The organism is Bacillus kalamii (assembly GCF_047238185.1).
In the GTDB taxonomy this organism is placed as follows: domain Bacteria; phylum Bacillota; class Bacilli; order Bacillales; family DSM-1321; genus Bacillus_AD.
Genome location: NZ_JBDFMI010000006.1, coordinates 33,694 through 46,857 on the forward strand (window position 1 = coordinate 33,694; position 13,164 = coordinate 46,857).

General features: G+C 42.4%; 15 protein-coding genes. 5 read left to right on the forward strand and 10 right to left on the reverse strand.

Features of this window, described 5'->3' with window-relative positions; translation table 11 throughout:
* Window positions 1-21 precede the first annotated feature (21 nt).
* The 7 genes from hisG to hprK form a co-directional block, all read right to left on the reverse strand.
* Window positions 22-645 carry an ATP phosphoribosyltransferase gene (gene hisG, locus ABC357_RS18025; protein ID WP_412888986.1) on the reverse strand — a complete coding sequence of 208 codons (624 nt, stop codon included), beginning with the start codon at window positions 643-645 and terminating at the stop codon, window positions 22-24.
* Window positions 642-1,823: an ATP phosphoribosyltransferase regulatory subunit gene (locus ABC357_RS18030; protein WP_412888987.1), complete on the reverse strand. Its 1,182-nt coding sequence runs from the start codon at window positions 1,821-1,823 to the stop codon at window positions 642-644. The genes hisG and ABC357_RS18030 overlap by 4 nt, the downstream gene beginning before the upstream one ends.
* Before the next feature lie 211 nt (window positions 1,824-2,034).
* Window positions 2,035-2,580, reverse strand: coding sequence for an acyltransferase (locus ABC357_RS18035; protein ID WP_412888988.1), 546 nt, complete (start codon window positions 2,578-2,580; stop codon window positions 2,035-2,037).
* Complete coding sequence (ppaX, locus tag ABC357_RS18040; protein ID WP_412888989.1) at window positions 2,577-3,230, reverse strand: pyrophosphatase PpaX; 654 nt, start codon at window positions 3,228-3,230, stop codon at window positions 2,577-2,579. The genes ABC357_RS18035 and ppaX overlap by 4 nt, the downstream gene beginning before the upstream one ends.
* A complete protein-coding gene (locus ABC357_RS18045; RefSeq protein WP_412888990.1) occupies window positions 3,227-4,174 on the reverse strand; it encodes a nucleoside recognition domain-containing protein in 948 nt (315 codons plus the stop codon). The genes ppaX and ABC357_RS18045 overlap by 4 nt, the downstream gene beginning before the upstream one ends.
* Before the next feature lie 542 nt (window positions 4,175-4,716).
* Window positions 4,717-5,529: a prolipoprotein diacylglyceryl transferase gene (gene lgt / locus ABC357_RS18050; protein ID WP_412888991.1), complete on the reverse strand. Its 813-nt coding sequence runs from the start codon at window positions 5,527-5,529 to the stop codon at window positions 4,717-4,719.
* Window positions 5,530-5,572: 43 nt separating this feature from the next.
* Window positions 5,573-6,499, reverse strand: coding sequence for an HPr(Ser) kinase/phosphatase (gene hprK / locus ABC357_RS18055; protein WP_412888992.1), 927 nt, complete (start codon window positions 6,497-6,499; stop codon window positions 5,573-5,575).
* Window positions 6,500-6,759: 260 nt separating this feature from the next.
* Between hprK and nagA the strand changes: the two genes are divergently transcribed.
* The 3 genes from nagA to ABC357_RS18070 are packed head-to-tail and all read left to right on the forward strand — an operon-like array spanning window position 6,760 to window position 9,475.
* Window positions 6,760-7,947, forward strand: a complete 1,188-nt coding sequence (gene nagA, locus ABC357_RS18060; RefSeq protein WP_412888993.1) for an N-acetylglucosamine-6-phosphate deacetylase — start codon at window positions 6,760-6,762, stop codon at window positions 7,945-7,947.
* Between the two features lie 3 nt (window positions 7,948-7,950).
* Window positions 7,951-8,721 carry a glucosamine-6-phosphate deaminase gene (gene nagB, locus ABC357_RS18065; protein ID WP_412888994.1) on the forward strand — a complete coding sequence of 257 codons (771 nt, stop codon included), beginning with the start codon at window positions 7,951-7,953 and terminating at the stop codon, window positions 8,719-8,721.
* A 31-nt stretch (window positions 8,722-8,752) separates the two neighbouring features.
* A complete protein-coding gene (locus ABC357_RS18070) occupies window positions 8,753-9,475 on the forward strand; it encodes a GntR family transcriptional regulator (RefSeq protein ID WP_412888995.1) in 723 nt (240 codons plus the stop codon).
* Window positions 9,476-9,519: 44 nt separating this feature from the next.
* Here the strand turns inward: ABC357_RS18070 and ABC357_RS18075 are convergent, their stop codons facing one another.
* Window positions 9,520-10,101: an undecaprenyl-diphosphatase gene (locus tag ABC357_RS18075; protein WP_412890067.1), complete on the reverse strand. Its 582-nt coding sequence runs from the start codon at window positions 10,099-10,101 to the stop codon at window positions 9,520-9,522.
* A 271-nt stretch (window positions 10,102-10,372) separates the two neighbouring features.
* Between ABC357_RS18075 and ABC357_RS18080 the strand changes: the two genes are divergently transcribed.
* On the forward strand, window positions 10,373-11,077 hold the full coding sequence (locus ABC357_RS18080; RefSeq protein ID WP_412888996.1) for an N-acetylmuramoyl-L-alanine amidase: 705 nt from the start codon (window positions 10,373-10,375) through the stop codon (window positions 11,075-11,077).
* Window positions 11,078-11,139: 62 nt separating this feature from the next.
* Here ABC357_RS18080 and ABC357_RS18085 read toward each other — a convergent pair whose 3' ends face one another.
* Together ABC357_RS18085 and ABC357_RS18090 are read right to left on the reverse strand one after the other, a co-directional pair.
* Window positions 11,140-12,231 carry a DUF4097 family beta strand repeat-containing protein gene (locus ABC357_RS18085; RefSeq protein WP_412888997.1) on the reverse strand — a complete coding sequence of 364 codons (1,092 nt, stop codon included), beginning with the start codon at window positions 12,229-12,231 and terminating at the stop codon, window positions 11,140-11,142.
* A gap of 24 nt (window positions 12,232-12,255) precedes the next feature.
* Window positions 12,256-12,564, reverse strand: coding sequence for a magnetosome magnetite crystal formation protein family (locus ABC357_RS18090; protein WP_412888998.1), 309 nt, complete (start codon window positions 12,562-12,564; stop codon window positions 12,256-12,258).
* A 411-nt stretch (window positions 12,565-12,975) separates the two neighbouring features.
* Between ABC357_RS18090 and ABC357_RS18095 the strand changes: the two genes are divergently transcribed.
* Window positions 12,976-13,143: a hypothetical protein gene (locus tag ABC357_RS18095; protein ID WP_412888999.1), complete on the forward strand. Its 168-nt coding sequence runs from the start codon at window positions 12,976-12,978 to the stop codon at window positions 13,141-13,143.
* Window positions 13,144-13,164 lie beyond the last annotated feature (21 nt).

The window sequence follows — 13,164 nt, forward strand, 5'->3', positions numbered from 1 at the left end:
GACCCTCCTTCTGCTTTCTAATTAAATGACCTTTTCGAGCCTTTTGACAACTTCGCCTATTCTCTGTTCCTTCAATTGATAGGAAACTGGGTTGGCAATCAACCGTGACGTAACATCAGCGATTTTTTCGTATTCAACCAAACCATTCTCCAGCAGCGTCTGTCCTGTACTCACAATATCGACAATCCGTTCAGCCAGGCCGATCAGTGGGGCCAGCTCAATCGATCCGTTCAGCTTGATAATTTCAACCTGCTCACCCTGTCTTCTAAAATAATCCGAAGCCACATTCGGATATTTACTGGCGATGCGGGGCGCAATATCATTCCATTTGGTCTGAGGCAGTCCTGCCACTGCCAAATAACAGGGGCTTATTTTCAAATCGAGCAATTCATACACGTTCCGTTCTTCTTCCAACATAACATCTTTGCCGGCGATGCCTAAATCAGCTACGCCATGGTCCACATACGTGGCCACATCCATCGGCTTTGCCAATATGAAGCGGATATTCTCTTCTTCCACTTCTAATATTAATTTTCGGTTCTCATCAAATTCATTCGGTATTTGAAAATCAGCCTTCCTCAGAAGATCGACAGCATCTTCAAATATCCGCCCCTTTGGCATTGCAATCGTCAATCTTTCTTTCACCGCAAATCCCCCTTTCTGTCGCCGATCAAATAGTGGACTTCCTTGAATGTACGGGTAAAGGCGTCCATCTCTTCAACACCATTGACATCCTGAAGGACTACCATCATGCCTTTAGACCTCAAATCTTTTGCCAATGAAATAGCTTCCGTAAATTGTTCCCTGCTATATAAAACACAAATAGATTCTTCCTTTTCTTCAATTCCTCCAAGCGCTTCCAGCAGCCTGTCAACTATTAACGCAAAACCGGTAGCAGGCGCCTTGCGTCCAAATTGCTCAAGCAAATGATCATACCTGCCTCCATTTCCGACCGGCATGCCCACACCCTCGGCATACACCTCATACAGCAGGCCTGAATAATAATTCATGGTGGAAACAAGCGTCAAATCAAACTGCACAAAAGACTGTACACCATATTCTTCCAATTGCTCCCAAAGCCCGCCTAATTCCTCGAGCACCTTCGTTCCATCCGTCCCCTCAGCAATGGCTGTTCCTTGTTCCAGCACATCAACTGTTCCGCGGAGCGACAACAGACCAATCAGCCTTTGCTGGTCTATGCTTGATATCGGCAGGCTTGCCACATGCTCCCGGAACCCGACATAATTTTTCTCGAATAAAAATTTCCGGCATATTTCCGCTCTTGCCTCCGTCCCGAGAACATCTAGAAGGATATCCTGCAAGTAACCTATATGGCCGACTGAAACCTTAAATTCTTTTAATCCCATTTTTTGCAGAGAAGAGATTAATAGACTGATCGTCTCTGCATCGGCGCTGACAGAAGGATAACCGATGCATTCAATGCCGATCTGTTCAAACTCAGCAGGACGCCCCCCTTCTCTCTGTTGGGCGCGATAAACCTTCGCACCGTATGCAAGCCGCAATGGGACTCTTTTCTCCAACAGCTTAGAAGCCGCTACTCTCGCAATAGGGGCCGTCATATCCGGCCGCAAGACTAGAGTATGCCCTTGTTGGTCCAAAAGCTTGAATAATTGCCGATCCTCAATAGCTGATGCTGCCCCGATTGTTTCATAATACTCAAGCGCAGGTGTTTCAATCATTTGATAGCCCCAACTTGCCATTTCGGATAGGATTCCATTTCTGATATGCTCCTTGGCCCCATATACAACAGGAATCGTATCTCTCATTCCAAGCGGTTTTTCAAACATAAATATATTCGACATATGTCTCACCCAACTTTTCTATATTGTCTCTCTGCCAGCCAATGTGAGGAGAGCTATATATAAACCTTTATATTCTTTTTACAGGTCTTATTTTTTAAATATTTAGATACTTTAGTTCGCTAATATACTAAAAGGTTTTAACCAAGTTTACCTTCCATCTTGCAGTAAGTCAAGAAAATCGATAAAAAAAACTGAACATCCTGATTGATGTTCAGCCTTGCTTCCTTATCATCTCTCCGTAAATGGGATCATCCTTCCATCTATGGTCCAATTGTTCTTTTGTGTAAATAATATTCATCGGATTTCCGCCGACAAATGTTCCAGGAGGGACACTTTTATGGACGACCGTTCCGGCTGCTACAATAGCGCCATCCCCGATTGTGATGCCGGGCAATATAGTTGAATTGGCTCCTATCATGACTTCATCACCAATAACGACATCCCCTAGGCGGTACTCCTTGATCAAATATTCATGGGCAAGGATTGTTGTATTATATCCTATTACTGTGTTACGCCCGACAGATATCTTTTCAGGAAACATGACATCCAGCATGACCATTAATGCGAAAGAGGTCTGCTTCCCAACCTCCATCCCCAAAAAAGTTCGGTACATCCAATTTTTCATCGAGAGAAAAGGCGTATACCTGGCCAGCTGAATGACAATGAAGTTGCGTACCACCTTCCAGAACGGCACAGTCTTATAGACATGCCACAATGAATTGGCTCCAGCTACGGGGAAACGATCTGTCTTCCTCATTGCCTTGCCGCTCCCAGTATATCCAGCAAATCGCGCATATCTACAAGTATATAATCAGGAGAGTACTGTTCCAGGTATTCGCGCCCTTTAATGCTCCACTCCACTCCAACGCTTTTGGCGCCAGCGTTCTTGGCTGCCAAAATATCATGGTGGTTATCGCCCACCATCATCGTTTCCTCCGGTAAGGAATGCAGAAGCGACAATGCTTTATGGATAGGCTCGGGGTCAGGTTTGGCATGCTTTACGTCATCGATTGTAACGATAGCATCAAACATTTGGTCGAGACGCCCGAACTCCAGGCCTTTTAAAGCGACTCTTCGAACCTTGGTTGTAACTAAACCTAGTTTGAATCCTGCCTCCTTCAACGAATGGACAGCCTCATACACCCCTTCATATTCCCTGATCAACAGGTCATGGTTCTCCATATTAAATTGGCGGTATCGAAGGACCATTTCCTCCGTCTTTTCCGGAGAAATACTATGAAAGGAGTCATAAAGAGGCGGGCCGATAAACGAAAGGACATCTTCCCGTTTATACTGCCCAGGATAATAATAGTCCAGTGTATGCAAAAAAGAAGCAATAATTAGTTCATTAGTATTAATAAGCGTTCCGTCTAAATCAAATAGAATAGTCGTAATGTTCGTCTTCATAATGAAAGTTCCGTTTCCTTTCTTTTCCTCAGCTCTGTTCGCTTCCAAACATTCCCCACAATCACAGTCAATACAGCAGCCACTACTAACCGGATAGCCAATAACGGCAAAACAGGGATTCCTAGTGGTATAAAAATAAGTGTATCCTCGACTACAGCGTGACATCCCGCAAGAAAAATGATGGCCAATGTCGCATCCTTCTTCGTGACACCGTCTTCACGGACAGCCTGAATCATGACGCCAGCCCCCATTGCCAGCCCAAAAAACAAACCAGAAATAAGCGTCAATGAAGCATTGCGCCCCATTCCGAAAGCTCCGGTAATAAAATCTGTTTTATTCGAAATAAAATCAATCCATTTTAAGTCCTTCATGATTTGGATAAAAATCATTAAAGGAATGACAATAATGGCCAGCTGCAAAACACCACTAGCTGCTTTCCCTATTGATTGGAATATGACATCCCAAAAACCATCCGCATGCCTGGCAGCTGCTTGTGCAAACCCATATTGAGCTAGCCCGCTTCCGCCATCCCATAATCGGCTGATGGCAAAAGCCGACAAAAAGGCAAGCCCGTACCGAACAAGCAATACAATCCATAACTTGACCCCTACCTTCAATGCCACGCCGGTTTCAATAAAAATGTTGTGGGCAAACGAAAGCATAACCGCAACGATGAAAACTTCCTTCACGGTCAGATCAAGCGATAGAATTCCTCCAATGGCTGCATATAAATTCAAAAAATTGCCTAGAACAAGCGGCACAGCCGCTTCTCCAGGCAAACCAAACCATTTCATAACAGGCGCCACAAGACCGACAATCTTCTCCATAATCGGCGTGAAGCCCAAAGCCGTCACAATAAATGTAACAGGAAACACAATCTTCCCTAACAGCCAGGTCGTATAAAACCCCGACTGCACCCCTTTCAACCAAGAAATCCTCCCCATAAACCCCCTCCTAGAAAAGCGGAGGCAGGCGTTTAGCCACGCAGGGATTGGACCGACCCATTCGAGATAAAGGAAACACAGCGAGCCTGCGAGCTGATGTTGACTTATCGTAAGGATGGAGCGGGAAATCCTCCAGTGGCTGCCTGCCATAGCTGGATCACTGAAAAGCGGAAAGTGCCTGTTTACCTCCGACAAGCTTAAGACAGGCTTGCCTCAAAGGCTGCTTTTCGCCTTTGAGCAGGTCTGGCTTAAGACCTCGAGGAGGTGGCACTTGCAGCTGGATCATGAAAAGCGGAGGCAGGCGTTTAGCCACTCAGGGATTGGACCGATCCATTCGAGATAAAGGAAACACAGCGAGCCTGCGAGCTGATGTTGACTTATCGTAAGGATGGAACGGGAAATCCTCCAGTGGCTGCCTGCCATAGCTGGATCACTGAAAAGCGGAAAGTGCCTGTTTACCTCCGGCACGATAAGCGTCTTCGGCAACGTTTTTCCCTATGTAGTTTCCGCTATTAATGTTCTCTTCCCTTATATATCAGTCGTTACTGATCCAAATACCGCTTATCGCTGTATCCTTTTACTCTTCTGAAAATAAGTGTAGCGATCGAAACGACAATCAACACAATCGAAATGACCTGGGCCATCCGCAGATTACTTGTCAGCATCAAGCTGTCTGTGCGCATGCCTTCAATAAAGTAGCGGCCGATGCTATACCATATCAGATACGTTAAGAAAATTTCACCTCTGCGCAAATTCACCTTGCGAAGCAGCAGCAAGATAATGACTCCCACAAAATTCCAAAGTGATTCGTATAAGAAGGTTGGGTGATAATAGACTCCGTCTATATACATTTGATTAATGATCCAATCAGGTATCATCAAATTTTCAAGGAATTGCCGCGATACTTCCCCACCGAAGGCTTCCTGATTGATGAAGTTGCCCCAACGCCCAATCGCCTGGCCGAGCAAAACACTTGGTGCTGCAATATCCGCCATCTTCCAGAAAGAGATTTTTTTGATTCTGCAAAATACGAATGCAGTCAAAACAGCGCCGATTAGCGCGCCATGAATGGCGATTCCGCCGTTCCAAATCTTGATGATGTCCCCCGGATGCGCAGAGTAATAATCCCATTCAAAAGTGACATAGTAAATACGTGCGCAAATAATGGAGATCGGCACCGCGAATAGAATCATATCCAGAAATGTTTCCTTCGTCAGCCCTCTCCGGTCGGATTCACGCAGGGCGAGCCATAATCCAAGCAATAGGCCCAGACCGATAATAACGCCATACCAATGGACCGTTATTGGCCCCAAATCCAATGCAATTGGATTAATTGGTTGTATTTGTTTTTCCATACATTTACCTCTCTTCCTGTCCCCTCTTTATCCCAAGTTGTTCTTATTGGTCTCCTTCTTCAATAACTTCAGAAAGTTTATTTGAAAACTGTTTAGCAGCGTTCAGGCCCATTCGCTTCAAACGGAAATTCATGGACGCCACTTCGATGATGACTGCCAGGTTTCGTCCTGGACGAACTGGAATCGTTAGGCGGGGCACTTCTGTATCAATGATTTTTTGCTTTTCATCATCCAAGCCAAGGCGGTCATACTGCTTGTTCTTTTCCCACAGCTCCAGTGAGATGATCAATGATATTTTCTTATGGCTTAAAACGGCGCCAGCCCCGAATAAAGTCATGACATTGATAATGCCGAGACCGCGGATTTCCAGTAGATGTTCAATTAATCCCGGCGCTCCTCCAACCAATGTGTCTTGGTCTTCCTGGCGAATTTCCACACAGTCATCCGCAACAAGCCGGTGGCCGCGTTTTACTAATTCAAGCGCAGTTTCACTTTTACCCACACCGCTTTTTCCTGTAATCAAAACACCTACACCATAAATATCAACAAGCACGCCATGAACAGCCGTTGTCGGCGCCAGCTTGCTTTCCAAATAATTAGTCAAACGGCTGTATAACCTGGTTGTTTTCATGGGCGATCTTAACACCGGGACTGATTCCCTGTTAGATGCTTCAATCAACTCTGGGGGAACTTCCTGGTCTCGCGTTATGATAATGACAGGGGTTATGTCAGTGCAGAGCATATCCATCCTGTTTTTCTTTTCCGCCGGGCTTAGCTTTTCAAAAAAAGTCAATTCCGTCTTTCCTAACAATTGCATTCTTTCAGCAGGATAATATTCATAGAAGCCCGCTAACTCAATTCCCGGCCTTGATAAATCGCTCGTTGAGATTGGCTTATTAATTCCTTCTTCACCACTAATTAACTCTAAGTTGAATTTTTCCAAAATATCTTTTGTTCGAACCTTAGCCAAAAATAGTCCTCCTTCAATATATAGGATATTTCATATAGTTTAGCACTCTTTTGAATAGAACAGAAATACTCTAAACATACATCTTATAGTATAAACAAAAAAATAAGCAGAAATAGGGCACTATGATAAAAATCAATGAATTTTGAATGGGATAAATTTCTTTTTGGATTCCGAGTCACTGGTATAGACAACTAGATATCTAAATTGATATTATAGAGATAGGACATAATAAACAGATCGAAAATCCAAGGAGGTTCATTATGAGTATCCTTTTAAAACAAGCAGACGTTTATTTAGAAAATGACATTATTAAAAACGGTTATGTGTTAGTAGCCGATGGCAAAATAGTTGAGACCGGTTCATTGGAACAATTGGATGAAAGCAAGCTGAGCAATGTGCAGATCATTGAACTGGAAGCCGGAACAAAAGTGGTACCTGGTTTTATCGACGTTCACATCCATGGTGCTGGAGGGGCAGATACAATGGACGGCACACCTGAAGCTTTACAGACAATGGCCCATTATTTACCCCAAGAAGGAACTACCAGTTTCCTTGCAACTACGATGACACAGGAGAAAGGCAACATTGTCAACGCTCTTCGCAACGCGGCTTCTTACCAACAACACCAACAAACAAATGAGAGAGCAGAAGCAGAAGTGGTCGGTGTACACCTTGAAGGCCCTTTCATCAATCCGAGCAAAAAAGGGGCACAACCTGAGGAGCACATTCTCGAGCCAAGCATTGAAGTATTCAAAGAATGGCAAAAAGAAGCTGGGAATAGCATTAAACTTGTAACGGTCGCACCGGAAATGCCTCACGGAATGGAATTCGTTAAATACCTTGCCGAGCATGAAGTGACCGCTTCAATCGGCCATACAAGCGCCAACTATGAAGAGGTAAAGGAAGCGGTAGAAGCAGGGGCTACACAAGTCACTCACCTTTATAACGGAATGCAGGGCATGCACCACCGCGAACCAGGCACAGCCGGCGCAGCTCTTTTATTTGACGAACTGAAAGTGGAATTAATATCTGACGGCATCCATATCCGCCCTGAGATGATTGATTTGGCCATCCGCCTAAAGGGAACGGACGGCGCTCTCTTAATTACAGATGCCATGCGTGCTAAATGCTTAAAGAACGGGAACTACGAGCTTGGGGGCCAGCCAGTTATCGTTGAAGACGGAAGAGCTACTCTCCATGACGGAACTCTAGCAGGAAGTATCCTGAAAATGATCGATTCTGTAAAAAACATGTTGAAGTTTACATCCCTTGACCTTCAAGATGTCATCAAGCTTGCTGCAGTTAACCCAGCTAAGCAAATCCGCATGTTCGACAGAAAAGGAAGCATCGCTGCCGGTAAAGACGCCGACTTAGTCGTATTAAATAAAGAGAACGATATTGACTTAACCATTTGTCGTGGACAAATTGCATACAAAAAAGGGGAATAACTAATGAACACAAACAAAAATACAACACATAAGGTGAATACTATGTTATTTGAAATCATTCGTGCAGAAAATTATGAAGACATGAGCAAAATTGCTGCTAAACGCATTATCGGCAAAGTCCAACAAAAACCGAACGCAGTTCTAGGATTGGCAACAGGAAGCACTCCGGAAGGCCTTTACAAAGAATTGATCGAGGACCATAAAGAAAATGGAACTTCATATAAAGATGTAAACACTGTCAACCTGGATGAATACATGGGACTGGACAGAAATGACAAAAACAGTTATTTTACATTCATGAGAGAAAAATTATTCAACCATATCGATATCAACCTTGATAACACAAACGTTCCAAACGGAATGGTATCTAATATGGAGGAAGAAGCGGCTCGTTATGAAGAGCACATCAAGGAACTTGGCGGTGTTGACCTTCAAATTCTTGGAATCGGACATAACGGACATATCGGCTTCAACGAACCAGGAACGTCTTTCCAAAGTAAAACACATGTAATCGAATTGGCTGAAAGCACTCGTGAAGCAAACTCAAGATACTTCGATTCAATTGATGATGTGCCTACACACGCTATTACAATGGGCATTGATAGTATCATGAACAGCAAAGAAATCATCCTGCTTGCTTCAGGTGCCGGTAAAGCAGAAGCAATGAAAAAACTAGTGTATGGTGAAATTTCAGAAGACTTCCCTGCTTCTGCTCTAAGATTGCATAAAAAAGTGACGATCATTGCAGACCAAGATGCTTTGCAATTGATTTAAGCTGTCACGTCCAAGGAGCTATAGAAACATAATGATTGATAAAAAATCACCTGTACCTATTTATCACCAATTAGAGGAATTGATCAAAACACAAATCGACTCTGGCCTGCTCCGCCCTGATCAGGCCATCCCTTCTGAAAGGGAATTTGCGGAGCAATACCAGATTAGCCGGATGACTGTCAGACAAGCACTGACGAATCTTGTGAATGAAGGTTTCCTATACAGAAAAAAAGGAACAGGCACATTTGTAAGCAAACAAAAAGTAGGCCAAGGATTACAGGGTTTAACCAGCTTCTCAGAGCATATGCTTGAAAGAGGTCTGACTCCAAGCTCAAAAATATTATCTTATGATAATGTACCTGCTGGAAAAACAGTTGCCTCAAAGCTGGGTATCCCTGCTTCCTCCACCGTCCTTAAAATAGAACGGATCCGTCTTGCAGATGATGTTCCTATGGCCCTTGAGACTGCCTATATGCCTACAAGCCTTACAAAAGGGCTGGATAAAGAGCAAGCGAAGGACTCCATTTATCAATACATCGAGGAAGAACTGCTCTTAAAGATCGATGAAGCTAGACAAGAACTGGAAGCCATTGCCGCCAGCAAACACGAAGCGAAATATTTACAGATTAAAGAAGGAAGTCCCGTCTTGCGGATTATACAGGTGACATATCTTGCAAACGGCACACCTTTTGAATATGTCAAATCTTCCTTCCGTGCCGACCGTTATCGATTTTATAATCTGCTTAAACGTTGAAAAAATCCCGCACATCTGCGGGATTTTTTCTTATTTATATCTTTTTATATATTTCTTGTTCTACTTTTGTCCGTAGCAGTTGCTTTATAAGGCGATGGCCAGATTTTCCGGACTATTTTTAGCCTTGGAATAACCCGATAGCCGATATAAGATGACAGAATGCCCAGCAAAGCTCCTACGATTACATCAAACGGATAGTGTACACCTACCCAAATACGGGAGATTCCCACGCAAAAAGCTGCAATAACCCATAACCAACGCCCTTTTTTCCCAAAGAAGAAAAAAGAAAAACAAACCGTAAAGAATAAAATAGTATGATCACTCGGAAAAGAATTATCAACTGTCTTTTCAATCAACTTGTTTACATGAGCCAATTCAGCAAACGGCTGGTTATTGGTGTGGAAAAGCCCTACTATTTTGGCCAGTATTTCTGCAAGCACTAATGAAAACGCAATGGAAACAACCATTATTTTATTTTTGGCAGGCTTGCTGAAAAAATAAATAACTACCGCCAAGCCCAGCAGATAAACTGTATACTGCGCTATAAATACAAAGATAGGATTCAAAAACGTATAATCCTTCCCTAAATCATTGACCATCCTGAACATATGTATGTTCGCATCCATCATAACCCCAAAACTCCCCTTTTCGCTTTTCCTTCAATCGACAAATGGCCCCTTTTGGTTTCATTGCCGATATGTAGAAAATCATACCGTATATCACTAAAATACTCCAATTTTAGACGCTCCTTTTAATGCCTTGTTTCATATAATAGGAAGAATCATTGATTTGCAGAGTTCTGCCTGTCCAATTCCAAGTTTGTGCACGCTCAATCGACAGCCTTCTTTATGGCAGGTATTTTACTCGTATTATGGACAAGTTGGTAGGAGGAGATCTATGAAGGTCATATTAGATGCCGGGCATGGTTTGAGCACGCCCGGAAAAAGAAGCCCCGATGGCTTAAAGGAGTATGAAATCAATCGCGCAATCGCTTCTTATTCAAAAGAAGCACTCTCACTGTATGATAATGTGCAAGTCATTTATACCCACAGTGATGCAATGGATGTCCCCTTACAGACAAGGACTGAACAAGCAAACGCATTGGCAGCGGATTGCTTCATTTCCATCCATTCCAACGCAGCGGGCAACGGGCATGATTGGCATACAGCTTCCGGCATTGAAACCTATGTTTATACAAAGCCGAACCAACAAGCACGAATGCTCGCGGATAAAATCCATCAGCAGTTAATCGCCACAACCGGCCTCATTAATCGCGGGATTAAAAAAGCAGACTTCCATGTATTGCGGGAAACCAAAATGCCCGCTATTTTGGTCGAGTGCGGTTTTATGACGAATCAACAAGAGTGTAAATTGCTCCGTTCTACCCTATTTCAAAAAACATGCGGAGATGCCATCGCAAATGGGATTGCCCAAACTTTTTCCCTGAAAAAGAAGAATAGCAGGAACATGGATACACATAATGCCAAGGGCATCTATAAGGTCCAGGTCGGGGCATTTACCGAAAAAAAACATGCGGATGCACTTGCCCAGCTTCTCGAGAAACAAGGCCATCATCCATATATCGCCTTTGAAAAAAACTGAACATGCGAAAAGACGCCTCCTCAGTAAACGAAGGGCGTCTTTCTTTATAAATGTACACTGTATCAGCCATGCTGCAATGTTATGCTTCCTGTCTTGGAGTCCGCAAATATATCCAAGGTTGCCTGCTCATTATTTTTGAATTTAAGGATCTTTTGAATGACTTCTGTCTTTTCTTCAACTATATTCATGCCATCCATTTTCACGTTCAGCCCCCCTAGGTTGGCGCGCACTTCTCCGGTCGCACGAACAACATCCGGCACGATAATCTTAATGGATCCTGTAGTCGATTTAGCACGTATATAGGATGCTTTTTCATCGAAATGATCGATAAAGATTCCTCCGTTGAAGGTCTCATATTCCGCTTTTCCAAACATCCCTGACGATTTAATAACGCCATTCAAGGTTTCACAGCTAATCGTATCAACAGAAAAATCCTGTATGTCAATATTGCCATTTGCAGTATCCAAATCAACCTCTTCTCCTTCTAAGTGGGTGAAGGCGATTTTTCCGTTAGCCGTTTTAGCTTTGATTTGTTTGACATCCAATTGTTCTCCGGTTATAGATCCATTAAACAAACGGACTTTCAATTTCTCATATGTTTCTTTTGGCAGGAACATCTTGGTGTGCACTCTCATCCATTTTTGGCCGACAATGTAATACAGCTTTCCATCTTTAATATCGAATGATATCTCTTCAAGCAAAATCTTTCTTGCCTCTGTCATATCCTCTGTACGGTATACTTTTGCTTCTACTTCGACTTTCACATCAGGTTGATCCCATATTATGAATTCCATATTGCCGTTTGCCACTTCGATATTGATCTCATTGAAAACCGTATTGGTTTGGTGGAAAATATGAGAAATCTCAATGCTTTTCGAAAAATTCAAATCTAAATCTTTTACTTTGTTAAAGACATTATCAACAAAATCAAGAATCATATCTTTAGCGGACGATACCTTTTTCTGTGCCTTCTGGTCTTCTTTCTCTTCTTCATCCAAAATCACAAATGTAGAAACATCATTCATGATTTCTTTTTCTTTATGTTCAGTCTGCTTTTGCTCCTGCTCCAATAATTCTAATAAGGTTAATGCTTCTGAGGAAGTGATTTTCCCCTCTTCCACCAATTTTAAAATTCGTTTCTTTTCTTCATTCATACTAAATACCTCCATTCAAATCCTTTATTGAATTAGCAGTTTTACACCTCTTACTAAATTCCAAATCAAAATAACAAAGCTGACAAGCACTCCTATAAGCGCCACACCTAATATGAACCAAGGAATCTCAGATGGACTGGAAGAATCCATAAACACACCAAATATTAAAAAGGGTATGAATACCAATGGAATAATATGTGACCATAAGCTTGATTTTGCGTGTTTTTTAACAAATGAATCATCACTGGCCAACCAGATAATAAGCGGCAAAATAAACGGAGCCACCAATACACTAAAATAACTGATGGATGCTAACACTTTATTTGTATTCACTTCATGTATCCTCCTCTATAGGCTCTATATGTAAATACGTCTGTTGTCGATAAAGGTTTCATGAACGAAAGAATACTGCGGTATGACATTTTTCTATACTTATCTACATTATTTCCTAAGAAATAGTAACACTAACCTCTTTCCGACAATAATTCCAACAGATTTTTGACAATCCTGACCTTATTTCCAAACCATTCGAAACTAAATAAAGGAGAACAGCTGAAAGGAAGCAGGCCTTCTATCTATTTTTACTGCAAAGAAGACTTAATAGTATGCAAAGTGGGTAAAGTAAAATTAGAGATTAATACGACATATTGCAACGCTTTTTATCATCATCCAATACTAAAATGAACAACCATTTTTCAAAAAACCGGATATGAAAATAGGCAAGCATAAAGGAGCATGACTGATATGGATGGATTAACTGAAACAAGAATCGAACTGCGCGATATGCTAACTGAGGCACTGGACCGAGATTTAACCATTACAGAAGGAGAAATATTAAACCGGATTATTTCATCCGGCCAAGAACATCGAACAGCTTTTATGGAAATGATGAAATCGCTGATTAATAAGTAAGATTACAAATCAGCAAGTAAA